The organism is Streptococcus mitis (genome assembly GCF_013305725.1).
In the GTDB taxonomy this organism is placed as follows: Bacteria; Bacillota; Bacilli; order Lactobacillales; family Streptococcaceae; genus Streptococcus; species Streptococcus mitis_BO.
In genome coordinates, this window is sequence record NZ_CP047883.1 from 450,286 (window position 1) to 474,461 (window position 24,176).

The 24,176-nt window shown below is 41.8% G+C and carries 24 protein-coding genes, 1 tRNA gene, 1 riboswitch and 2 other annotated features; of the genes, 20 read left to right on the forward strand and 5 right to left on the reverse strand.

The features are described from left to right. Positions 1-27: 27 nt before the first annotated feature. A riboswitch (purine riboswitch) is annotated at positions 28-123 on the reverse strand. A gap of 133 nt (positions 124-256) precedes the next feature. Together M594_RS02365 and M594_RS02370 are read right to left on the reverse strand one after the other, a co-directional pair. Further along, entirely contained in the window at positions 257-643 is a 387-nt protein-coding gene (locus tag M594_RS02365) for a bleomycin resistance protein (RefSeq protein ID WP_049539602.1), read from the reverse strand. Between the two features lie 11 nt (positions 644-654). Next, entirely contained in the window at positions 655-1,482 is an 828-nt protein-coding gene (locus M594_RS02370; protein WP_084930297.1) for an exodeoxyribonuclease III, read from the reverse strand. 218 nt (positions 1,483-1,700) lie between these two features. Between M594_RS02370 and M594_RS02375 the strand changes: the two genes are divergently transcribed. The 17 genes from M594_RS02375 (at position 1,701) to trpA (ending at position 18,401) form a co-directional block, all read left to right on the forward strand. Then, positions 1,701-2,600: a CPBP family intramembrane glutamic endopeptidase gene (locus tag M594_RS02375; protein WP_094753359.1), complete on the forward strand. Its 900-nt coding sequence runs from the start codon at positions 1,701-1,703 to the stop codon at positions 2,598-2,600. Next, on the forward strand, positions 2,584-2,871 hold the full coding sequence (locus M594_RS02380; RefSeq protein WP_000006510.1) for an autorepressor SdpR family transcription factor: 288 nt from the start codon (positions 2,584-2,586) through the stop codon (positions 2,869-2,871). Before M594_RS02375 ends, M594_RS02380 begins: the two co-directional genes overlap by 17 nt. Then, a complete protein-coding gene (locus M594_RS02385; RefSeq protein ID WP_094753358.1) occupies positions 2,852-3,493 on the forward strand; it encodes an SdpI family protein in 642 nt (213 codons plus the stop codon). The genes M594_RS02380 and M594_RS02385 overlap by 20 nt, the downstream gene beginning before the upstream one ends. Before the next feature lie 126 nt (positions 3,494-3,619). Beyond that, positions 3,620-4,075, forward strand: coding sequence for a DUF3290 family protein (locus M594_RS02390; RefSeq protein ID WP_000675331.1), 456 nt, complete (start codon positions 3,620-3,622; stop codon positions 4,073-4,075). After that, a complete protein-coding gene (locus tag M594_RS02395) occupies positions 4,072-4,707 on the forward strand; it encodes a DUF421 domain-containing protein (RefSeq protein WP_000174451.1) in 636 nt (211 codons plus the stop codon). The genes M594_RS02390 and M594_RS02395 overlap by 4 nt, the downstream gene beginning before the upstream one ends. 54 nt (positions 4,708-4,761) lie before the next feature. Further along, complete coding sequence (locus tag M594_RS02400; RefSeq protein ID WP_173875862.1) at positions 4,762-6,507, forward strand: ABC transporter ATP-binding protein; 1,746 nt, start codon at positions 4,762-4,764, stop codon at positions 6,505-6,507. Beyond that, on the forward strand, positions 6,497-8,239 hold the full coding sequence (locus M594_RS02405; RefSeq protein WP_173875863.1) for an ABC transporter ATP-binding protein: 1,743 nt from the start codon (positions 6,497-6,499) through the stop codon (positions 8,237-8,239). Before M594_RS02400 ends, M594_RS02405 begins: the two co-directional genes overlap by 11 nt. A 130-nt stretch (positions 8,240-8,369) precedes the next feature. Further along, positions 8,370-9,062 carry a sugar transferase gene (locus M594_RS02410; protein WP_023943889.1) on the forward strand — a complete coding sequence of 231 codons (693 nt, stop codon included), beginning with the start codon at positions 8,370-8,372 and terminating at the stop codon, positions 9,060-9,062. A 42-nt stretch (positions 9,063-9,104) separates the two neighbouring features. After that, complete coding sequence (locus tag M594_RS02415; RefSeq protein WP_020903539.1) at positions 9,105-10,334, forward strand: DegT/DnrJ/EryC1/StrS family aminotransferase; 1,230 nt, start codon at positions 9,105-9,107, stop codon at positions 10,332-10,334. Between the two features lie 34 nt (positions 10,335-10,368). Further along, positions 10,369-10,600: a binding site (T-box leader), on the forward strand. Between the two features lie 69 nt (positions 10,601-10,669). Then, on the forward strand, positions 10,670-11,848 hold the full coding sequence (trpB, locus tag M594_RS02420; RefSeq protein ID WP_000208440.1) for a tryptophan synthase subunit beta: 1,179 nt from the start codon (positions 10,670-10,672) through the stop codon (positions 11,846-11,848). After that, positions 11,839-12,070 (forward strand) — a binding site (T-box leader). Its footprint overlaps the gene before it by 10 nt. 71 nt (positions 12,071-12,141) lie before the next feature. Beyond that, positions 12,142-13,503, forward strand: a complete 1,362-nt coding sequence (gene trpE, locus M594_RS02425; protein WP_173875864.1) for an anthranilate synthase component I — start codon at positions 12,142-12,144, stop codon at positions 13,501-13,503. After that, entirely contained in the window at positions 13,500-14,066 is a 567-nt protein-coding gene (locus M594_RS02430) for an aminodeoxychorismate/anthranilate synthase component II (protein ID WP_173875865.1), read from the forward strand. The genes trpE and M594_RS02430 overlap by 4 nt, the downstream gene beginning before the upstream one ends. A 10-nt stretch (positions 14,067-14,076) precedes the next feature. After that, positions 14,077-15,081, forward strand: a complete 1,005-nt coding sequence (trpD, locus tag M594_RS02435; protein ID WP_000658706.1) for an anthranilate phosphoribosyltransferase — start codon at positions 14,077-14,079, stop codon at positions 15,079-15,081. After that, positions 15,078-15,845, forward strand: coding sequence for an indole-3-glycerol phosphate synthase TrpC (gene trpC, locus M594_RS02440; RefSeq protein ID WP_173875866.1), 768 nt, complete (start codon positions 15,078-15,080; stop codon positions 15,843-15,845). Before trpD ends, trpC begins: the two co-directional genes overlap by 4 nt. Next, a complete protein-coding gene (locus M594_RS02445) occupies positions 15,832-16,431 on the forward strand; it encodes a phosphoribosylanthranilate isomerase (protein WP_173875867.1) in 600 nt (199 codons plus the stop codon). The genes trpC and M594_RS02445 overlap by 14 nt, the downstream gene beginning before the upstream one ends. Further along, on the forward strand, positions 16,409-17,632 hold the full coding sequence (gene trpB, locus M594_RS02450) for a tryptophan synthase subunit beta (protein ID WP_049491302.1): 1,224 nt from the start codon (positions 16,409-16,411) through the stop codon (positions 17,630-17,632). The genes M594_RS02445 and trpB (M594_RS02450) overlap by 23 nt, the downstream gene beginning before the upstream one ends. Beyond that, a complete protein-coding gene (gene trpA, locus M594_RS02455; protein WP_084888814.1) occupies positions 17,625-18,401 on the forward strand; it encodes a tryptophan synthase subunit alpha in 777 nt (258 codons plus the stop codon). The genes trpB (M594_RS02450) and trpA overlap by 8 nt, the downstream gene beginning before the upstream one ends. On the opposite strand, the gene M594_RS02460 is transcribed toward trpA, so the two are convergent. Then, positions 18,373-19,032: a prepilin peptidase gene (locus M594_RS02460; RefSeq protein ID WP_000564998.1), complete on the reverse strand. Its 660-nt coding sequence runs from the start codon at positions 19,030-19,032 to the stop codon at positions 18,373-18,375. The two genes, trpA and M594_RS02460, sit on opposite strands and share 29 nt — an antisense overlap. A 69-nt stretch (positions 19,033-19,101) precedes the next feature. Between M594_RS02460 and M594_RS02465 the strand changes: the two genes are divergently transcribed. Beyond that, the gene (locus M594_RS02465) at positions 19,102-19,557 is read left to right on the forward strand and encodes a GNAT family N-acetyltransferase (protein WP_173876732.1); all 456 of its coding nucleotides are present in this window, start codon (positions 19,102-19,104) and stop codon (positions 19,555-19,557) included. 48 nt (positions 19,558-19,605) lie between these two features. Here the strand turns inward: M594_RS02465 and M594_RS02470 are convergent, their stop codons facing one another. Next, a complete protein-coding gene (locus M594_RS02470; protein WP_173875868.1) occupies positions 19,606-20,751 on the reverse strand; it encodes a low temperature requirement protein A in 1,146 nt (381 codons plus the stop codon). An 817-nt stretch (positions 20,752-21,568) separates the two neighbouring features. Between M594_RS02470 and M594_RS02475 the strand changes: the two genes are divergently transcribed. Further along, a complete protein-coding gene (locus tag M594_RS02475; RefSeq protein WP_004256070.1) occupies positions 21,569-22,858 on the forward strand; it encodes a hypothetical protein in 1,290 nt (429 codons plus the stop codon). Positions 22,859-22,867: 9 nt separating this feature from the next. Continuing rightward, the gene (locus M594_RS02480; RefSeq protein ID WP_173875869.1) at positions 22,868-23,956 is read left to right on the forward strand and encodes an AI-2E family transporter; all 1,089 of its coding nucleotides are present in this window, start codon (positions 22,868-22,870) and stop codon (positions 23,954-23,956) included. Positions 23,957-24,096: 140 nt separating this feature from the next. Here the strand turns inward: M594_RS02480 and M594_RS02485 are convergent. Continuing rightward, a tRNA-Lys gene (locus M594_RS02485) sits at positions 24,097-24,169 on the reverse strand. Positions 24,170-24,176: the final 7 nt, after the last annotated feature.

Genomic DNA, 24,176 nt, shown 5'->3' on the forward strand with positions numbered 1-24,176 from the left:
AAAATAGGCATGGCAAAAACGACCATACCTCACTTCTGACTTACTTATTGTTAGGTGTTCCGGCACCTTGTAGAAACGTCGTGCCAATTCACGACATAAACAAGTAAAATGATATTCAATTTTAAATAGGCTTGTGCCAATGTTTTTATTTTACACTAAATAACTTTAGAAATCAAAGATTTTGTTAGTGTTTAGATAAAAAAAACGAACGAACAAAAACCTACAACACGATACAGTATTGTAGGTTTCTATTTTTCTACTCGCTAAATCTTAAAAAATAGCCATCTGGATCCAAAACTGCAAATTCATGGGGATATATAAAGCTATCTCCCACTCGAAATTCTCTTTTGGTCAGCGGACGATGGATAGGATAGTCAGCTTCCAGCAGTTTTTGGTGGAGCTGAGGGACATCTTCAATGCCAAAGGAAATATTGACACCGCGCCCGAAAGGATAGGTTAGTTGGGCTAATTCTTCTGCGCTGCCTTCTTCTAACATGAGCTGGCAGTCTTCAAGCGAGAGGAAGAGAAATTTCTCCTCGGGGCGCTCGTATTCGACAGAGAATCCTAGCAGGTCGCAGTAGAAGTGGCGTGATTTTTCGATGTCAGATACTACAAATTCAGGAATGACAGCTTGATAGTCCATTCGTTTTCTCCTTAGAGTTCAATCTCCATGACAATGGGTGTATGGTCTTGGCGCGCACCGGAGTCAATCATATCAGACTTGGTCACCTTGTCAGCCACGCGGTTGCTTGTGAGCCAGTAGTCGATTCTCCAGCCTGTATTGTTGATTTTAGAAGTCTTGCTGCGTTGTGCCCACCAAGTGTAGCGTTCTGGAACATCGCCATGAATATGGCGGAAGGTGTCGGTAAATCCAGTTGCCAAAAGGTTGGTAAATCCAGCACGTTCCTCGTCGGTAAATCCTGGTGAACGGCGGTTGCTGGCAGGATTTGCAAGGTCGATCTCATTGTGGGCCACGTTGTAGTCACCGGTTGCAAGGACTGGCTTTTCTTTGTCTAGTTCAGCCAAATACTCCGCATATTTGACATCCCAGACTTGACGTTCTTCCAAGCGTTTGAGGCCGTCGCCAGCGTTTGGAGTGTAAACTTGGGTCACGAAAAATTTATCAAATTCTAGAGTGATGATACGACCTTCCAAGTCCATGGTAGAAGGGGCACCGATTTCTGGGAAAGTGACAGTAGGTGTAAGTTCTTTCTTATAAAGGAACATGGTTCCAGCATAGCCTTTCCGGGCAGGTTCTTGGGAAGAGCGCCACGTGTTTGCGTAGCCTGGGAAGAGTTCTTCTAAAATCTCAAGATGTTTTTTAGTAGGCCCCTTGGCAGAAAGCTTGGTTTCTTGGATAGCGATAATATCAGCATTTTCAGCGACCAAGGTTTGTAGGACTTCTTGGGACAATTTCGCGCGAGCTGAGTCACTAGTTAGGGCAGCGTTTAGGGAATCAATATTCCATGAGATAAGTTTCATAAAGTTACCTTTTTCATTCAGATTATAGATTTTATTATACCAAAAAAAGGTCTATTTCCCCAACGTATGGTTTGAAAATTACTCTTTAGACTTTATCCTTAGAAAATAAAAATTCCCTAAACTATTTAGAAAAAAATCTAAATAGTTCTTGTGTTTAGAATAGAAAGGTGTATAATGTTATTTAGAAAAACATCTAAATAGAAAGTGAAGTTACATATATGTCAAATAAGAGAACAATCCTTCTTTTTGTGGTCTTGGCTTATGCCCTTGCTTGGATAATATGGTTGGCACTATGGCTAAGTGGTGTTGGTCTAAATTCTCCATGGAGTCAACTTGCTAGTATTGTAGCCATGTGGATGCCTGCACTTGCAGTCTTTGTTTTAGGGAAAATCACGAATCAACCTAGTGGAATCAAATCTAAATTAGTCGTGAATCTCAAGAGGAACTGGCGCTTTTACTTACTAGCTATCTGGTTACCAGCAGTCATCAGTTTTTTAGGAGCGGGACTTTATTTTCTTGTATTTCCTAGCAATTTCAGCCTTGGTTTTGAATCTATTCAAGCCATCTTACAAGAAAAAGGTGTCTCTCAATCAGCCATTCCCTTATCTTCCTTGGTTTTGATTCAAATCCTAGCTAGTTTGACCTACGCTCCTTTTTTTAATAGTTTCTTTGCATTGGGGGAGGAAATTGGTTGGCGTGGCTATCTTTACCCAGTGCTAAGAGAACGCTTTTCACTAGTCCAGACTCATGTCTTACTTGCTCTCATTTGGAGTCTATGGCATTTACCAATCAATTTACAAGGATATAATTATGGTCTTACTTATTTTGCTTATCCCGTTTTGGGAGTTGTTGCTATGTTTCTATTTTGTTTTAGCGTAGGAATATTGTTGAGCTGGTTGTTGGAAAAGACAGGTTCTATCTGGGCTTCTGCCCTATTTCATGGGGCAATCAATGCAACTGCAGGTATTGGGTTACTCTTCCAATTACCAGGAGAAAAAGTTTCAAGCCTCTTGATTTTAGGCCCATCACCGACCGGAATGCTATCAGTTCTACCTTGCTTATTCCTAGCCCTACTAATATTACAAAGGGAAAGGAGTCATTATGAGTTTTGCAAATAGTTTTAAAGCCTTATCTCATCCAGTTAGGAGAGAGATTTTAAATTTACTCAAAGCAGGTAGATTATCTGCAGGAGAAATTGCCAGTCAATTTGAGTTGACTAGTGCAACTATTTCACACCATCTCACGATTTTGAAAGCAGCGGATTTGATTCATGAAATGAAAGAAAAAAACTTTATTTATTATGAGTTAAATACATCGGTTTTAGAGGACATAATGGTTTGGTTAGCAGATCTGAAAGGAGATCATTTTGATGAAGATAAAAATCAATAAGAAATTGGTATTATTTACGAGCATTCTCATCCTACTACCTTCCCTTGTAGGTTGTGTTTTCTGGAATCAATTACCAGAGGAGATACCCACTCATTTTAATCTACTGGGTCAAGCGGATGGCTACAATCATAAAATGTCTGCTATCTTTGGATTACCGACTCTCATGCTTTTGATGCATTGGTTGCTTCTATTTATAATGATTAAAGATCCTAAATCTAGCAATATCAGTTCAAAAATACAAGTTTTGATTTACTGGATTATTCCTTTTGTATCTTGTCTATTAATGATTTCTATCTTCGGAGAATCTTTGGGTTATTCCATGATGAGTGGGCTACTAGCTCAGATTTTTATGGGAGTCATGATGATCATAATTGGAAATTATCTACCAAAAACACACCGAAATTATATAATCGGTATTCGACTACCGTGGACCTTGGAGAATGATGAAAACTGGAGAAAAACGCATCGTCTAGCTGGAAAAATTTGGGTATTAGGAGGATTGTTATTGTTTCTAAATTCCTTTGTGCAACTATATGTTTACTGGGTATTCTTCTTGACACTTTTCTTTGTAGTGATAATTCCTAGTGTCTATTCTTATCAATTATCAAAATTAGAATCTTGAAACAGGTATTTGAGTCATTAGTTAGAGAAGTTGGTCTGATAAGTCTATTTCCCCAACGTATGGCTTGAAAAATCACTCTCTTTCGTTTATAATTAAGAATGATTTTATGAAAGGGAGTGAAAATAAATGAAATTTTACTCATATGACTATGTGCTTAGCCAAATCAGTCAACAAAATGGAATCATGATTGGCTTTGGAATTGTTCTCCTAGCTATCACAGGATTTTTTGCTTTTAAAGCCTATCGAGATAAAAAGGGGACTAAGTTTCGGGAATTGGTCATGATTTTGGCCTTGACCTTGGTGGCCATGCTTTTGGTGACAATCTCAAAATACCAGACCAATCAAGCCTCTAACAACCAATTTCAAACCTCCCTTCATTTCATAGAGGTTGTTTCCAAAGACTTGGGAGTGGATAAATCAGAAGTTTATGTCAATACTTCTGCAGCCACTGATGGAGCGCTTGTCAAGGTAGGTCCAAATTTCTACCGCGCCATGAACGGGAGCCAACCAGACAAGTATCTTTTAGAGAAATTAGAATTGCATCAAACAGACGCTATTGAATTGGTGGAGGTAAACAAATGACACTCAATTATATGGAAATTTTAATCAAACTGGCCTTGGGGCTCTTCTCGCTTGTTTTTGTTATCAATGTGACAGGAAAGGGGAACCTAGCACCTAACTCTGCGACAGACCAAATTCAGAACTATGTTCTTGGTGGTATCATCGGTGGGGTGATTTACAATAGTTCTATCAGCATTCTCCAGTATGCAGTGATTTTGATGATGTGGACGATTTTGGTCTTGACCCTAAAGTGGCTCAATAACAATGTTCGTTTTGTCAAACGCTTGATTGATGGAAAACCAACTCTCCTTATCAAAAATGGGCAGATTGACCCAGAAGCCTGTCGTTCAGTTGGTTTGTCTGCAGCAGAAGTTGCTCTCAAACTTCGTAGCCAAGGGATTTTCCAGATGAAACAGGTCAAATGCGCTGTGCAGGAGCAAAATGGCCAACTCATCGTGGTCCAAATGGGGGATGAAAATCCTAAGTATCCAGTTGTGACTGACGGTGTGATCCAAGTCGATGTTTTGGAATCGATTGGCCGTAGCGAAGAGTGGCTGCTTGATAATCTAAGCAAACAAGGACATGACAATGTGGCCAATATCTTTATCGCTGAGTATGACAAGGGTGCCGTCACAGTTGTAACCTATGAATAAGAAAAACCTGGGGTCTTGGCCTCAGGTTTCTATTTGCAATCAGAAAGGGATGTTATGTCCATTATTCAAAAACTTTGGTGGTTTTTCAAGTTAGAAAAACGCCGTTATTTAGTCGGGATTGTGGCTCTGGTCTTGGTTTCCGTCCTCAATCTCATTCCCCCTATGGTTATGGGGCGGGTCATTGATGCCATCACATCGGAGCAATTAACCCAGCAGGACCTTCTTCTTGACCTATTTTACTTGCTCCTTGCAGCCTTTGGGATGTATTATCTGCGCTATGTTTGGCGTATGTATATCCTCGGAACCTCCTACCGTTTGGGGCAGATTATGCGGTCTCGCTTATTTGAGCATTTCACAAAAATGTCTCCAGCCTTTTATCAGACCTATCGAACGGGAGACCTGATGGCACACGCTACAAATGATATCAATGCCTTAACCCGTCTGGCAGGCGGCGGTGTTATGTCTGCGGTGGATGCCTCCATCACAGCTTTAGTGACCTTGCTAACCATGCTTTTTAGCATCTCATGGCAAATGACCTTAGTTGCCATTTTGCCCCTGCCTTTCATGGCTTATGCGACCAGTCGTCTAGGGAGAAAGACCCACAAGGCCTTTGGTGAATCACAGGCTGCCTTTTCTGAACTCAATAATAAGGTGCAGGAGTCTGTATCAGGTATTAAAGTGACCAAGTCTTTCGGGTATCAGGCGGACGAGTTGATGTCCTTTCAGACAGTCAATGAATTGACCTTCCAAAAGAATCTCCAAACCATGAAATACGATAGTCTCTTTGACCCCATGGTTCTCTTGTTTGTTGGTTCGTCCTATGTTTTAACTCTCTTGGTCGGCTCTTTGATGGTTCAGAAAGGGCAAATCACGGTTGGGAATCTGGTCACCTTTATCAGCTACTTGGATATGCTAGTTTGGCCTCTTATGGCCATTGGTTTCCTCTTTAATATCACTCAGCGAGGCAAGGTTTCTTACCAACGGATTGAGGAACTTTTATCTCAGGAATCACCTGTAAAAGACCCTGAGTTTCCTCTGGACGGTATTGAAAATGGACGTTTGGAGTACGCTATTGACAGCTTTGCCTTTGAAAATGAGGAGACACTGACGGATATTCACTTTAGTTTAGAAAAAGGACAAACCCTAGGCTTGGTCGGACAGACAGGCTCTGGGAAAACGTCCTTGATTAAGCTCCTCTTGCGTGAATACGATGTGGATAAGGGAGCTATTTATCTAAACGATCACGATATTCGTGATTATCGTCTGACAGACCTTCGTGGTCTCATGGGCTATGTCCCTCAAGATCAGTTTCTCTTTGCGACCTCTATCTTAGACAATATCCGCTTCGGCAATCCTAATTTGCCCCTTTCAGCGGTCGAGGAAGCGACTAAACTAGCTCAAGTTTATAAAGATATTGTGGACATGCCTCAGGGATTTGATACGCTGATCGGTGAAAAGGGAGTCAGTCTCTCAGGTGGTCAAAAGCAACGTCTGGCTATGAGTAGGGCTATGATTTTAGACCCTGATATCTTGATTCTAGATGATTCCTTGTCAGCCGTGGATGCCAAGACAGAGTATGCGATTATCGACAATCTCAAGGAGACGCGCAAGGACAAGACAACTATTATTACAGCACATCGACTCAGTGCAGTTGTCCATGCAGATTTGATTTTAGTCCTGCAAAATGGCCAAATTATCGAACGAGGCAGGCACGAAGACCTGCTAGCTTTGAATGGCTGGTATGCCCAGACCTACCAGTCTCAACAGTTGGAAATGAAAGGAGAAGAAGATGCAGAATAAACAAGAACAATGGACTGTATTGAAGCGCTTGATGTCTTATCTCAAGCCTTATGGACTCCTGACTTTTTTGGCACTTAGTTTTCTCCTAGCGACTACAATCATAAAAAGTGTCATTCCCCTTGTGGCTTCCCACTTTATTGACCAGTATCTCAGCAATCTCAACCAACTCGCTTTGACCGTTTTGCTGGCCTACTATGGCCTTTATATCCTACAAACTCTGGTCCAGTATGTTGGCAATATTCTCTTTGCGAGGGTATCCTACAGTATTGTTAGGGATATTCGTCGCGATGCCTTTGCCAATATGGAGAAACTAGGCATGTCTTACTTTGACAAGACGCCAGCAGGCTCTATCGTCTCTCGTTTGACAAATGATACTGAGACCATCAGTGATATGTTTTCAGGGATTTTATCTAGCTTTATCTCAGCAGTTTTCATCTTTCTGACAACTCTTTATACCATGTTGGTATTGGATTTTCGTTTGACAGCATTAGTCTTGCTCTTTCTCCCCTTGATTTTCCTTTTGGTCAATCTCTATCGAAAAAAATCAGTGAAAATCATTGAGAAAACCAGAAGTCTCTTGTCAGATATCAATAGCAAGCTGGCTGAAAACATAGAGGGAATCAGAATAATCCAGGCCTTTAATCAAGAGAAGCGCCTACAGTCAGAGTTTGATGAAATCAACCAAGAACATTTGGTCTATGCCAACCGTTCTGTAGCCTTGGATGCCCTCTTTTTGCGTCCTGCCATGAGTTTGCTGAAACTCTTAGGTTATGCAGTCTTGATGGCTTACTTTGGCTATCGTGGCCTTTATCTGGGAATAACGGCAGGAACCATGTATGCCTTTATCCAGTATATCAATCGTCTCTTTGATCCTCTGATTGAGGTGACGCAAAACTTTTCAACCCTTCAAACGTCCATGGTGTCTGCAGGCCGTGTATTTGCCTTGATTGATGAGAGGACCTATGAGCCTCTTCAAGAAGATGGGCAAGCTAAAGTCAAAGAAGGCAATATCCGTTTTGAACATGTATGTTTCTCTTATGATGGCAAACATCCGATTCTGGATGACATTTCCTTCTCCGTTAACAAGGGTGAGACCATTGCTTTTGTGGGTCATACAGGTTCAGGGAAATCTTCGATTATTAATGTCCTCATGCGCTTTTATGAATTCCAGTCAGGGCGAGTTCTCTTGGACGATGTGGATATTAGGAACTATAGTCAGGAAGAGTTGAGAAAAAACATTGGTCTGGTCTTGCAGGATCCCTTCCTCTATCATGGGACCATTAAGTCCAATATCGCCATGTACCAAGAAATCAGTGATGACCAGGTCCAGGCTGCAGCAGCCTTCGTGGATGCAGATTCCTTTATTCAAGAACTTCCTCAGGGATATGACGCCCCTGTTTCTGAGCGTGGTTCGAGTTTCTCTACTGGTCAGCGTCAGCTTCTTGCCTTTGCCAGAACAGTCTCCAGTCAGCCTAAAATTCTGATTTTGGATGAAGCGACAGCCAATATTGACTCTGAAACAGAAAGTCTAGTTCAAGCTTCTCTGGCGAAGATGAGACAGGGGCGGACAACCATTGCCATTGCTCACCGCCTTTCTACCATCCAAGACGCCAACTGCATCTATGTTTTGGACAAGGGGCGCATTATCGAGAGCGGAACTCATGAAGAACTCTTGGCCTTGGGAGGGACCTATCACAAGATGTATAGCTTGCAGGCAGGGGCCATGGCCTAATACTCGTTGATTTTCATTGAGTGTAAGAAGGAAATCCTTCAAATTACAGATTTCTTTCACCGCCTTTTCCATTTTGTGGTATAATGAAAAATGTTGACAAATAGTATAATAAAAACAAAGGAGAAACAGCATGCTGAAATGGGAAGACTTGCCCGTGGAAATGAAATCAAGCGAGGTTGAGTCTTACTACCAGCTTGTCTCTAAAAGGAAGGGTTCGCTGATTTTTAAGCGTTGCTTGGACTGGGTTCTAGCCGTAGTCTTGCTGATTCTGACCTCTCCTATCTTTCTCATCTTGAGCATTTGGATCAAGTTGGATAGCAAGGGGCCAGTGATTTATAAGCAAGAGCGCGTGACCCAGTACAATCGACCTTTCAAGATTTGGAAGTTCCGTACCATGGTGACGGATGCGGATAAAAAAGGGAGTCTAGTGACTTCTGCTAACGATAGCCGCATTACCAAGGTTGGGAATTTCATCCGCCGTGTCCGTTTGGACGAACTGCCTCAGTTGGTCAATGTTCTTAAAGGTGAGATGTCCTTTGTAGGGACGCGTCCTGAAGTACCTCGTTACACAGAGCAGTATAGCCCTGAAATGATGGCGACCTTGCTCTTACCAGCAGGGATTACCTCTCCAGCCAGCATCAACTACAAGGATGAGGACACCATCATCAGTCAAATGACGGAGAAAGGTTTGTCAGTTGACCAGGCCTATGTCGAACACGTCCTTCCTGAAAAGATGCGCTATAACCTCGCCTATCTCCGAGAGTTTAGTTTCCTTGGAGACATCAAAATCATGTTTCAAACCGTGTTTGAAGTGCTAAAATAAAGTAGTCATAAGAAAATGAGTACAGATAAAAGGAGCAAATCAATGCCAAATTACAATATTCCATTTTCACCACCCGATATTACGGAAGCAGAAATTGCTGAAGTAGCGGATACCCTGCGTTCTGGTTGGATCACAACAGGTCCTAAGACAAAAGAACTAGAGCGTCGCTTGTCTCAATATACACAGACACCTAAGACCGTCTGCCTCAACTCTGCGACTGCCGCTCTTGAGTTGATTTTACGCGTTTTGGAAGTGGGACCTGGTGATGAAGTCATCGTTCCAGCCATGACCTATACAGCTTCATGTAGTGTCATCACTCACGTGGGAGCAACTCCTGTCATGGTGGATATCCAAGCAGATACGTTTGAGATGGACTATGACCTGCTTGAGCAAGCTATCACTGAAAAGACCAAGGTGATCATCCCAGTAGAGCTTGCAGGGATTGTTTGCGACTACGACCGTTTGTTCCAAGTTGTGGAGAAGAAACGTGATCTCTTTACCGCTTCAAGCAAGTGGCAAAAAGCCTTTAACCGTATCGTGATTGTTTCTGATAGTGCCCATGCTTTGGGATCTACTTATAAAGGGCAACCAGCTGGTTCTATCGCTGACTTTACTTCCTTCTCATTCCACGCCGTTAAGAACTTTACAACTGCAGAAGGTGGAAGTGCCACTTGGAAAGCCAATCCAGCGATTGACGACGAAGAAATGTACAAGGAGTTCCAAATTCTTTCCCTTCACGGACAAACTAAGGATGCTCTTGCTAAGATGCAACTGGGTTCATGGGAATACGATATCGTCACACCAGCCTACAAGTGTAATATGACCGATATTATGGCTTCCCTTGGTTTGGTACAATTGGACCGCTACCCAAGTTTGCTAGAACGTCGTAAGGAGATCGTGAACCGCTATGATCGTGGTTTTGCAGGTTCTCGTATCCATCCATTGGCACACAAGACTGAAACTGTCGAATCTTCACGCCACCTCTACATCACCCATGTAGAAGGAGCGAGTTTAGAAGAACGCAATCTTATTATCCAAGAATTAGCTAAAGCAGGAATTGCAAGCAATGTCCACTACAAACCGCTTCCGCTTTTGACAGCCTATAAGAATCTTGGTTTTGATATGGCGAACTATCCTAAGGCTTATGCCTTCTTTGAAAATGAAATTACGCTTCCTCTTCACACTAAACTAAGCGATGAAGAAGTGGATTATATCATTGAGACTTTCAAAACAGTTTCTGAAAAAGTACTAGCTTCATCAAAAAAATTGTAAAAAAGTCTTGACAAAGAAAAAACAAAGTATTAAAATAAATTCAACAAATCAGAAAAGTAACTATTTTTGATCTTCAGGGAGCCTGTGGTAATTGTGAACAGGTGGTTGGAAGTAGTGAAAGTGGGCTGATTTTAAAAATGAATTTGAAACAATGAAAATTCGGTGCGCACACCTTACAGTGCAACTTGTTGTTAGACAAGGCAGAGATGTAAAGGGGAATAGTCCCTTTATAATTGAGGTGGCACCGCGTTACCAACGCCCTCACATGGAATTTAATTCTGTGTGTGGGCTTTTTCATATCTTGAAATTAATACTGAAAAAAGAGGAAAAATTTTATGACAACTAAAGGTTATTTTGGACAATTTGGTGGTAGTTTTGTACCGGAACCGATTCAGGCTTTGTTGGATGAGTTGGAAGTGACATTTGACAAGTACAAGGATGATCCAGAGTTTTTGGCAGAGTTTCGCCATTACTTAAAAGACTATTCAGGTCGCGAAACACCGCTTTATTTTGCAGAAAGTTTGACAGATCACTTAGGTGGGGCTAAGATTTATCTCAAGCGCGAAGATCTTAACCATCTGGGTTCTCACAAGCTTAATAACGTTTTAGGACAAATTCTTCTTGCTAAACGTATGGGCAAAAAACGAGTGATCGCAGAAACAGGAGCTGGTCAACATGGTGTTGCGACAGCAGCGGCTGCAGCCAAGTTTGGTATGGCCTGTGATGTCTACATGGGGGCAGAGGATGTGGAGCGTCAACGTCTCAATGTCTTCCGCATGGAGATGATGGGAGCAACTGTTCACGCGGTTGAAACTGGAACTCGTACCCTCAAGGATGCGGTAGATGCAGCCTTTGGAGCATGGATGAATGACCTTGAAGCCTTCTACGTTTTGGGATCTGCTGTAGGCCCACATCCTTATCCTACAATTGTTCACGAATTCCAAAAGGTCATCAGTGAAGAATCTCGTCGTCAAATCTTGGAAAAAGAAGGACGTTTGCCAGATTACGTTATTGCCTGTGTCGGTGGTGGTTCAAATGCCATTGGTGCTTTTTCACAGTATGTGGCTGATGAAGAAGTCAAACTGGTTGGGGTCGAAGCTGCTGGTCACGGACTTGACACAGACAAGCACGCAGCGACTATGACAAAAGGAAGTATTGGAATTGTTGACGGCATGAAGACCTATGCAGTCTTTAAGGAAGATGGAGAGCTAGCTCCAGTTTACTCTATCTCAGCTGGTTTGGACTATCCAGGTGTCGGACCAGAACACGCCTACTTTAAAGACTCAGGTCGCGTGGAATATGTTGCTGCGACAGACGAAGAAGCTGTTCAAGCCCTGCTCCTTCTCAGCAAGACAGAAGGAATTATCCCAGCGATTGAAAGTTCGCACGCTATCGCAGAAGCGGTTAAACGTGCACCAAAACTAAGTAAAGATGAAATTATCATTATCAATGTCTCTGGTCGTGGAGACAAGGACGTAGCTGCGATTGCAGACTACCTAGAAGCTAAAAAATAATAGATGGAAAAATTACAGTTCTTTCTCTCACAGAGAGCTTGTGGTTGCTGGAAACAAGCAGAGAAAGCTGTAAGGTTGGGTCCATCTGAAACAAGAGAAGAAAACATAATTCTCAAGGGAGTGCCCTTTATCGCACAGCCTGTTACAGGAGGTATCTGAGACAGGAATGAGAGATAGGAGAAATCCTATAATTGAGGTGGCACCGCGAATTTCGTCCTCACGCAAGTTATTTTGCGTGGGGATTTTTCATACAGTCGCCACGGACTAGAAGTAGAACTGAAAGGGAAATGACAATGGAACGAATCATTCATGGAGATGTCTTATCACCAATCTTGGCTTATATGCGCCTAAAGGGGCAACACAAGGTTATCTTAGAGAGTATTCCGAGAGACAAGGAAACAGCTCGTTTTTCTATCCTAGCCTATAATCCTGTTTTTGAGATTAAGTTTGAAAATGGAGTCCTTTATCAAAATGGTCAAGTGATTGATCGTGATCCCTTGGATTTTCTTTATGAAGTGACTCATAAGAGACAGCACCATTCAGACCTCCCTTTTGGTGGTGGGGCAATTGGTTTTGTTGGTTACGATATGATTTCGCTTTATGAAGAAATTGGTCAAATCCCTCAAGATACGATTGGAACGCCAGACATGCATTTCTTCGTCTATGAGAGTTACATGGTCTTTGACCACAAGAAGGAAAAAATCCATGTCATCGAGGATGCTCTTTATAGTGAGCGTAGCCAAGAAGACTTGGAAGAAGCCTTGAACCAAGTGCTTGAGGAATTACGCATTCCTGCTCCAAATGAATTTGAAGACTTGGATCTATCTCCACTGGACTTCAAACCGCATATCGCTCCTCAGAAGTTTGAGGAAATGGTGGAAACAGCTCGTGACTTGATTCGTAATGGCGATATGTTCCAATGTGTACTCAGTCAGCGCTTCTCAGCAGAAGTTACTGGAAATCCATTTGACTTCTACAGAAATCTCCGCGTGACTAATCCTTCTAATTACCTTTATTTCTATGATTTTGGGGATTATCAAATCATCGGAGCTAGTCCAGAAAGTTTGGTTTCTGTCAAAAATGGCATCGTGACAACCAATCCGATTGCAGGGACACGACCAAGAGGCGCTACGGATGAAGAAGACAAGGATTTGGCGACAGACCTGCTTTCGGATGAGAAGGAAACAGCAGAGCATCGGATGTTAGTAGACTTGGGACGAAATGATATTGGCCGCATCTCTGAAACGGCCAGTGTTCAAGTCACTAAGTATATGGAAGTGGAGCTCTTCCGCTATGTCATGCATTTGACCAGTGTGGTCAAAGGGTGTTTGCTTCCAGACCTCACTGCCATGGATGCCTTGAAAGCAACACTTCCTGCTGGAACTGTTTCTGGAGCACCAAAAATTCGCGCGATGAGACGTATCTATGAACTGGAAACAGAAAAACGAGGCGTATACGCAGGAGCAATCGGCTACTTGTCTGCGACGGGTGATATGGACTTCGCCATTGCTATCCGAACGATGATTCTCAAAAATCAAACAGCCTATGTGCAGGCTGGGGCAGGGATTGTCTACGACTCTATTGCCCAAAACGAATACCAAGAAACCATTAACAAAGCAAAATCTATGACTAGAATTGGAGAACTAAGACCATGATTTTATTAATTGACAACTATGATTCTTTTACTTATAACTTGGCCCAATACATTGGGAATTTTGCAGAAGTTCAGGTCTTGAGAAATGATGATCCCAGGCTGTATGAAGAAGCTGGAAAAGCAGATGGTCTGGTCTTTTCGCCCGGTCCTGGTTGGCCAGTTGATGCTGGAAAGATGGAAGACATGATTCGTGATTTTGCTGGCAAGAAGCCGATTCTTGGGATTTGTTTGGGCCACCAAGCTATCGCAGAAGTCTTTGGCGGTAAGCTAGGCTTGGCTCCCAAAGTCATGCATGGGAAACAGAGCAATATCAGCTTTGAAGCGCCATCTGTTTTGTATCAAGGCATCGAGGACGGCCGTGCGGTCATGCGTTACCACAGTATTTTGATTGAAGAAATGCCAGAAGACTTTGAAGTGACAGCTCGTTCAACTGATGACCAAGCTATTATGGGAATTCAACACAAAAATCTTCCAATTTATGGCTTCCAGTACCATCCAGAAAGTATCGGAACGCCAGATGGCTTGTCTTCTATTCGGAATTTTATCGAGAAGGTTGTAAAGTGAGGAAACTAGGATGAAAGAGATTATTGAAAAACTAGCAAAATTTGAAAATTTATCAGGTGTGGAAATGACGGATGTCATTGAGCGTATCGTAACTGGGCGTGTAACTGAAGCGCAAATTGCTTCTCTCCTCTTAGCTCTTAAGATGAAGGGGGAAACACCTGAAGAACGCACAGCCATTGCCCAAGTCATGAGAGGGCATGCCCAACATATTCCAACTGAAATTCATGATGCCATGGACAACTGTGGTACAGGTGGGGACAAATCTTTTAGCTTTAACATTTCGACAACTGCAGCCTTTGTCTTGGCTGGTGGCGGTGTTCACATGGCCAAGCATGGTAACCGCTCGATTTCTTCTAAATCTGGTTCTGCAGATGTCCTCGAAGCCTTGGGCATCAACCTAGACCTCAAACCAGCTGAACTAGGTAAGGTCTTTGATAAAACTGGAATCGTCTTTCTCTTCGCTAAAAATATGCACCCAGCTATGAAATACATCATGCCAGCTCGTTTGGAATTGGGAATTCCAACCATTATGAACTTGACTGGTCCCCTGATTCACCCAATGGCCTTGGAAACACAGCTTCTTGGAATTAGTCGTCCAGAACTTCTAGAAAGTACAGCTCAGGTTTTGAAAAATATGGGTCGCAAACGTGCCATCGTGGTTGCTGGGCCAGAAGGACTGGATGAAGCTGGTTTGAATGGAACAACCAAGATTGCTCTTCTTGAAAATGGCGAAATCACCTTGTCAAGCTTTACTCCAGAGGATTTGGGGATGGAGCGCTACGCTATCGAAGATATCCGTGGTGGCAATGCTCAGGAAAATGCAGAAATTTTGCTCAGCGTTCTTAAAAACGAACCAAGTCCATTCTTGGAAACGACAGTTTTAAATGCTGGTCTTGGTTTCTATGCTAATGGTAAGGTGGCTAGTATTAAGGATGGAGTTGCCTTAGCTCGTCAAGTCATTGCTAGTGGCAAGGCCCTTGAAAAACTCAGACTGTTACAGGAGTACCAAAAATGAGTCAGGAATTTTTAGCACGAATTTTAGAGCAGAAAGCGCGTGAGGTTGAGCAGATGGAGCTGGAGAAAATTCAGCACCTGCGCCAGACCTATCGCTTGGCTGACTATCTAAAACAACACCAAGACCGTTTACAGGTAATCGCTGAAGTCAAGAAAGCTAGTCCTAGTCTGGGAGATATCAATCTCGATGTGGATATTGTGCAACAGGCCCAGACTTATGAAGCGAATGGCGCAGTGATGATTTCGGTTTTGACAGATGAAGTCTTCTTTAAAGGGCATTTGGATTATCTACGAGAGATTTCCAGTCAGGTAGAGATTCCGACGCTTAACAAGGACTTTATCATCGATGAAAAGCAAATCATCCGTGCTCGCAATGCAGGTGCGACAGTCATCTTGCTTATTGTCGCTGCCTTGTCAGAAGAACGCCTTAAGGAACTCTATGACTACGCGACAGAGCTTGGTCTAGAAGTCTTGGTGGAGACTCACAATCTAGCTGAACTAGAAGTGGCTCATAGACTTGGTGCTGAGATTATTGGGGTTAATAACCGCAATTTGACGACCTTTGAAGTCGACTTGCAGACCAGTGTAGATTTGGCCCAGCACTTTGAAGAAGGTCGCTATTATATTTCTGAATCTGCCATTTTCACAGGGCAGGATGCGGAACGAGTAGCACCATCCTTTAACGGAATTTTGGTTGGGACAGCTCTCATGCAGGCGGAAGATGTAGCCCAGAGAATCAAGGAGTTGCAGATTGACAAAGGTTAAGATTTGTGGACTATCTACCAAAGAAGCGGTAGAAACAGCCGTTTCAGCAGGAGCCGACTACATCGGTTTTGTCTTCGCACCTAGTAAAAGACAGGTGACCTTGGATCAGGCTGCTGAGTTGGCAAAGCCCATTCCTGCTAATGTTAAGAAGGTTGGCGTATTTGTTTCACCAAGTCGGGCAGAATTGCTAGAAGCGATTGAAAAAGTTGGCTTGGACTTGGTTCAAGTTCACAGTCAGGTGGCGAATGATTTGTTTGAGGATTTGCCTTGTGCCAGCATTCAGGCTGTACAGGTGGATGGAAATGGTCATGTGCCCAATTCTCAGGCAGATTATTTACTCTTTGATGCTCCTGTGGCTGGGAGTGGCCAGACCTTTGACTGGGGGCAACTGGATACGACGGAATTAGCTCAGCCCTTCTTTATCGCAGGTGGGCTTAATGAAGACAATGTAGCACAAGCAATTCAACACTTTACTCCCTATGCAGTCGATGTATCGAGCGGAGTGGAGACAGATGGACAAAAAGATCAGGAAAAGATTAGAAGATTTATAGAGAGGGTAAAGAATGGCATATCAAGAACCAAATAAAGATGGATTTTACGGAAAATTCGGCGGACGTTTCGTCCCTGAAACATTGATGACAGCAGTTTTGGAGTTGGAGAAAGCCTATCGTGAAAGTCAGGCAGACCCAAGTTTCCAAGAGGAATTGAACCAACTTTTGCGCCAGTATGTGGGACGTGAAACTCCTCTTTACTACGCAAAAAACTTGACCCAGCATATTGGCGGAGCCAAGATTTATCTGAAACGGGAAGACCTTAACCATACAGGGGCCCACAAGATTAACAATGCCTTGGGACAAGTTCTTCTGGCTAAACGTATGGGTAAAAAGAAAATTATCGCTGAAACGGGTGCTGGTCAGCACGGTGTGGCAACTGCAACTGCTGCAGCCCTCTTTAACATGGAATGTACCATCTATATGGGTGAGGAAGATGTTAAACGCCAAGCCCTCAATGTCTTCCGCATGGAGCTTTTGGGAGCCAAGGTTGAGGCAGTGACAGATGGTTCGCGCGTGCTCAAGGATGCAGTCAATGCAGCCCTTCGTTCATGGGTAGCTAATATTGATGATACCCACTATATCCTTGGTTCTGCCTTGGGGCCTCATCCTTTCCCAGAAATCGTTCGTGACTTCCAAAGTGTCATCGGTCGAGAAGCTAAGCAACAGTATCGCGATATGACAGGTCAAGATTTGCCAGATGCCCTAGTAGCCTGTGTTGGTGGTGGTTCTAATGCTATCGGCCTCTTCCATCCCTTTGTAGAAGATGAGTCTGTAGCTATGTATGGGGCTGAAGCAGCTGGACTTGGTGTAGACACAGAGCACCACGCAGCTACCTTGACCAAGGGTCGTCCGGGTGTCCTTCACGGTTCCCTCATGGATGTGCTCCAAGATGCCCATGGTCAAATTCTTGAAGCCTTCTCTATCTCAGCAGGTTTGGACTATCCTGGTATCGGTCCAGAACATTCTCACTACCACGATATTAAACGTGCCAGCTATGTTCCTGTGACAGACGAAGAAGCCTTGGAAGGATTCCAGCTCTTGTCTCGTGTGGAAGGGATTATCCCAGCCTTAGAATCTAGCCATGCTATCGCCTTTGCGGTGAAATTGGCCAAAGAACTCGGTCCAGACAAATCCATGATAGTCTGTCTATCAGGTCGTGGTGACAAGGATGTGGTTCAAGTCAAAGACCGCTTGGAAGCAGATGCAGCAAAGAAGGGAGAAGCTCATGCCTAAGACACTAACAGAAAAATTAAATGCTATTAAAGCAGCTGGAAAAGGAATTTTCGTTCCTTATATCATGGCTGGAGACCATGAGAAAGGTTTGGCTGGACTCGCTGAAACAATCAACTTTTTAGAAGATTTGGGTGTTTCGGCTATTGAAGTCGGTATTCCCTTTTCAGATCCTGTCGCAGATGGACCTGTTATAGAAGAAGCTGGCTTGCGCAGTCTAGCCCACGGAACTTCTACTCAGGCTTTGGTTGAAACCTTGAAAACCATTCAAACAGAGATTCCACTGGTCATCATGACCTACTTCAACCCCCTCTTTCAGTACGGTGTGGAGAACTTTGTCAAAGATTTGGCAGATACAGCGGTTAAGGGCTTGATTATTCCAGACCTTCCTCATGAGCATGCCAATTTTGTAGAGCCATTTTTGGCAGATACAGACATTGCTTTGATTCCTTTAGTAAGCTTGACCACAGGGATTGAGCGCCAGAAGGAGTTGATTGAAGAGGCGGAGGGATTCGTCTATGCTGTTGCCATCAATGGGGTGACAGGGAAATCTGGCAATTACCGTGCAGATTTGGACAAGCACTTGGCACAATTGCATCAAGTAGCCGACATTCCAGTCTTGACAGGTTTTGGTGTATCTAGTCAAGCCGATGTAGAACGCTTCAATGCGGTGTCAGATGGTGTTATCGTCGGTTCGAAAATCGTAAAAGCTCTCCACCAAGGAGAGCCGATTGAGGACTTTATCAAACAAGCAGTAGCTTACCAAAAATAATCAAACAAGCAGCGAGTAAGAGGAAAGGCACGAAAGGCAGTCTTTCCTTTTTCTTTTGCAGGAGAAAGGCTAGAATTCCTGTTGCAGAAGCAAACTGAATCAAGATGAGTAACTCGGTTGCGCTAAAGACGAGAGCGCAAGAAGCCAGAAAGAGGAAATCCCCTGCACCCATACGGATATCGATAAAATGAGCTAGAATTCCTAGGACAAGGAAAAAGACCATGACCAGATTCCAGCCTGAGTAGACCATTAGAGGCAGATGGAAAGTTATCCAGACCAGTAAGGGATATTCCTGATGGCGAAAGTCGTAGATGCCCAAGGTCAAACCAGCAGTGATTAGGATGACTTGCCCCAAGGAAAGAAAACCCCAAGACCAAGATAGAAAGAGGAGTCCTAAGCCTAGTTCAAAGAGGGCATACCAGACAGGATAAGGAGCCTTGCAGTAGCGACAGCGAAAGCGATTGAAGACCTGCGAGAGAATCGGAATCAAATCTAAGGGACGCAAGCGAGTCTGACAGGAATCGCAGTGACTGGCTGGACTGATAATGGATTGCTCTGGAAAACGGTCAATGACCAAACCAAGAAAGGAAGCGAGAATGCTCCCGACAAGAAAAAAATAAAAATCAATCATACTTATCTATTCGTAAAAAATAGGAGAAGTAGTATAATGGAGAAACATAAACAAGATAGTGAGGTCAAGATGACAATTCGTTTTGAAGAAAATGTGAGCACAGAAAACGCTCAGCTCGTATGCCAATGGTCCAACTTCCTTGGCAAATCCTTTCAAGAACAATGGATGGGAACAATGATTCCTTTTCCCTTGACAATTCAAGTTTTGCAAGATTTGGAAGGAATCTTTTCAATCTTTGAAGGACAAGAGTTTGTGGGGCTTATCCAGAAAATCAGGCAAGAAGACAGTAATCTTCATATTGGAAGATTTTTTATCAACCCCCAGAAACAGGGGCAAGGCTTAGGTAGCCAGGCTTTAAGGAAATTTGTTAGTTTGGCCTTTGAAAATGGAGACATAGATAGTATTTCTCTAAATGTCTACGAGGCAAATCAAACAGCTTACAATCTTTACCAAAAAGAAGGATTTGAAATCGTTCAAATGGTTGAAGAACCTGTACGGAAATACATCATGAAAAAGTTTAGGTAGAAAGCAAAAAAGCCTAGGTTCCCAAAGCTTTTTAATGTTATAAACTCATTAAAATAATCCCCAGTTAGATTTGGAATATTTTTTATTCTGTGTCATATAAAAATAAATAAAATGAATGGCTATAGCTAGAGCTAAAATGGTTATTATACTCACTACTATTATAGGATTAGAAGCAAAGATTAAAGAGAGAATCAAGGCAGCCAGATAGAGTGTCGCTTGGACACAGTAGTAACTTTTCGAATAGCGAAGATAGTGTTTGTTATAGGGCCCATTTACTAGGACAGCAGCTTGAAAGAGGCCAAATCCGATATAAGAGAAGCTGGTTGCAAAGAGACGATTAGCTTCAGGATTCAGAAGAAAACTCATCGAAACGGTCATCATAAGAAGTCCAATGAAAATAGGATAGTGACTGTAAATTAGAAATAGTTCCTTTTGATTAGATTTTTCATCAATAGCATGGTCGAATTGACCAAAATAAAACAAGAACAGAGAAATCATAATAATGAAATAAAGAACCGAATAAATCGAGAAATTCTCGATTGTAAAGAAGTTAGCTAGCTCCGTAATCATCTCTCCAAACATAATAATGACAAGAAGGGAGATGCGCTCGATTAAATGGGGGAGATTTACCTGGTAATGCTTATCTTTATTAAGCAAGATACTTGGCATAATAAATGTTAGCAGAATACTAGCAAATAAGATATAGACTCTAAGGTAAATAGGAAGAAGAGCTGCTAGATAGAATCCTAAACTTCCTAGACCTGTTATCCATAGAAAACCTTTGATACTTTCCCGATTAGCATCATCGGTTGATTTTCTAAAAAATTCAACCAAATATTGAAAAAATAAGGTAAGGGTTAATGTACCAATAGCCCAACAGAGATAATGAAAATATTGTTGCCAATCAGGTCCAATCATATTGGCTATAAAGAGTAAAATTCCCATTTTGATAAACATGATTACTATGTTAAATAAAGAGTTCTTTCCATAGCGATTGGTATAATCGGTTTGAATCATCCAGGAATCGATGAGAAACAAAGTAGCAATGAAAAAATCAAGGAAAGAATTCCAAGTCAAAATACCGTTATGAAGATGGTCAATTAAAGTAGTTACTTTTGAAATTGCAAAAACAAAAACTAGGTCATAAAAAAGTTCTGAAAATTCTACACGTTTATGTTTAATAAGAGTTGTCATCTTAAGACCTTTCTATTTTAGAAGTACAATTTATTATACCATAAAATGGTAATGAGAGAAAAGGAGATGCTTAAATAACTTTATGTGGCGCGAATGAACTGCGCCACAAAAGTTAGGTTTTTTCTGTCTAACTTTTGGGGTGCAGTTCAGAAGGGGTGTTTTTTCTATCGTTTTTTAGTGCTAAGACTACACAAAAAAGCCTTGATTCCAAGGCTTTTCCTGTTGTATGTAGATGCCCCCTACATGAATTTGTATGAAATTTTCATATTGAAAGTAATCAAAAATATTGAAATATAGATGATTTTCGGAAGGTACTTTTAGGTATTTTCAATGTCATGATTTAAAAATGGGACAAAAGTGGGGCAAAAACCATACAGATTCTAAACTGTATGGTTCTTTTTTTATCTAACCAAGAAAGGTTAAAACTTATTAAAACAAATGCAATCAACTGTTGAAAACTTTTTAGTCCGTGTAATATAAAAACAAGTAAAAAGTTGAACTATAGGGAATATTGTGTCATAATAGGTAATAGATGAATAATTAATAGATTGGAAATAATGCTTTCTTACCTTAACAAGTTGAATTGGTTATACATTTTTTCGTCGCAATTGTGTCTATCTCTCGAGTTTAGCTAGTTTTTATAAGCTCTGGTTTCTAATCAATATAACAAATTTTAGAAGTGCATAAGACAAGATGGTGACATTACTACAGTCATTTCTAGTCACCATATGTTGCTGGCACAGGCTGTTTGTAGTGTTGGCTATTTACTAGTCAGTTTAATCGGAGTGTTTAATTTTTATTGTTGAAAGGTTTTTATATGGCGAAAATTCTATCTTTAGGTCTGACAGGTAAGAAATTACTTGCTCAGGGGTTCTTGTTTGTTCTGCTAGGTCTCATCTTGATGGTCACGGGGACTTGGTTGCCAGTAAAGGTTATTCGACTGGTTCTGTTTTTAGCTTGGATAGCAACGGTCTTAGATTTAGTATTACGTATTTTCAAAAAAAGTCAGTCAACGGACACCTTGGGAGTTGCACTGGTTAAATTGTTAGTGCTGGGATATTTGCTTGGCTCCAATCTTGCGACGGATGTGCCGATTTATATTTTGGCTCTTGTGATTGGAGTTTATCAGATTTTTCATGCTAGTATTAACCTTGTCACCTATGTTCTCTACCGCAAAAACAAAATTCGACCTCGTTTTCGTCTCTTACTAGATGGACTCGTACTAGTTTTTCTTGGTGGGACTAGTCTTTTGTCCTCTACAGGAAATTCTGTCTTTCAACTCTTTGTATTAGGGGCTTATTTTTTTCTTTATGGTGTGTCCAATATCCGTGATGGTTTCTTGTTTGAGGAGGAAATTGGGAAAAACCATCTCAAACGTCGTATTAGAATTAGCTTACCTATTGTCCTAGCCGCTCTCATCCCTGCAAGAACTTTAGCAAAAGTTAACAAATTTATGCTGGAAAATGCTGATGAGGAAGAAGATATCCATCTTGGAATAGTGAAGTCTGGTAAGACAGCGGAGCTTGAAATTTTTGTTCATACAGCTGAGACCTCTCTGTTTTCGGCAATTGGTCATGTGGATATCTGCTATCAAGGCCGTGTTATTTCTTATGGCAACTATGATCCGTCTTCTGAGACCTTATTTGGCATGGTAGGAGATGGTGTCTTATATTTCTGTGATCGTGACAAGTACATTGACCTATGTAAACGTGAGAGTCAAAAAACGCTTTTTGGTTATGGGATAGATTTGACGCCTGAAATGGAAAAAGCAGTTCAGAAAAAGTTGGCTGAATTGAAACAACTGACGATTCCATGGGAGCCAAGTGCAGATAAAATCATGACAGGTGATGGTAAGGAAGACTACACCTACGCTTATAAAATCAGACATGAGACAGATGGGGAACTTTATAAATTTATCAAATCTAAGTTTAAATCCTACTTTGTCTTATCTACAAACTGTGTGCTCTTGGCTGATACCATAGTCGGTCAGGCTGGCACCGATATCCTCTCACCCAAAGGATTTATCGCTCCAGGAACTTACCAAGCCTACCTTAATCGAGAGTTTGAAAAACCAAATAGTATAGTCGTATCTAAACATGTTTATTAAGGAGAATTTATGAACTTAGTAAAAAAATACACCCCGTTAATACTTTTTATAGGGCTGGTTGCTCTTGTAATTCTGAATGCATCGAGCTTTATATCAGGAGCAATCTCTCTCTTTGATGTAATATCAACCTTGATTTATGGTGCTGTTATTGCTTTTGTGCTTAATGTTCCTATGAAAAAAATTGAACAGTACTTAGTTAAATTGAAGGTAAAGGCAGGGTTGCGTCGTCCGATTGCCATGGTACTTGTTTTCCTAGCTCTTATCTTAATCGTGATTGCTCTTTTGGTTTTGGTGCTGCCAACCCTAGCCCAGACTATTAGTCAGCTGGGAACAGTCCTTTCAACAGTCCTTACTCAACTTGGGAAATTGCTAGGCAGCTCGGAATTTGTAACCAAAGACATGTTGTCAACTATCGTATCAGGCATACAGGGACAGTCTAGCTCTATTAGCCAAGCTTTGATAGGTTTTTTATCAGGTCTGACTAGTAATATCGGCAATATTTTTTCAAGTTTGATGAATGCCTTTTTGATTATAGTCTTCACCTTTTTATTTTTATCCAGTAAGGAACATTTGGCAGCGATGACGAGTCGACTTCTAAAAGTTTTTCTTCCAGAGAAGGTGGTGATAAAGTTGACTTACATTGGACAAGTAGCACTAGAGACTTATGACCAATTTTTGATGAGTCAGCTGATTGAAGCAGTCATCATAGGAGTTATGATAGCGGTTGGTTACAGCGTGTTTGGGATACCCTATGGAGTAATGACAGGTATCTTTGCAGGAGTGCTATCGTTCATTCCTTATGTAGGGCCTATGATTGCTTGTGTTGTGGGAGCGATTTTTATCTTCACAGTGAGTCCTACTCAAGCCTTACTTTCTCTTCTTCTATATCAAGTTATACAGCTGATTGAAGGAAACCTTATTTATCCTAGAGTTGTAGGTCAGTCTATTGGTTTGCCAGCTATTTTCACGCTTGCGGCTGCTAGTATTGGAGGCAATCTCTTTGGCTTACTTGGGATGATATTCTTTACCCCCGTATTTGCTGTTATCTATCGACTGGTTAAAGAATTTGTCGTTGCAAAGGAAAATCAGCTAGATTAAGAAAAACTAAATTTAATAAGATATACTGAGAAGAGAGTGAGAGATTCTCTTCTCTTTTATTTTTAAATACTTTTCTACAAAAAGCTATTGGACGTTAAAAAAAGCCTTGGTTTCAAGGCTTATTTCTGTTGATTTAGATGTGCCCCCTGCAGGGCTCGAACCTGCGCCCCATAGCTTAAGAGTCTACTGCTCTACCAACTGAGCTAAGGAGGCAACAGAA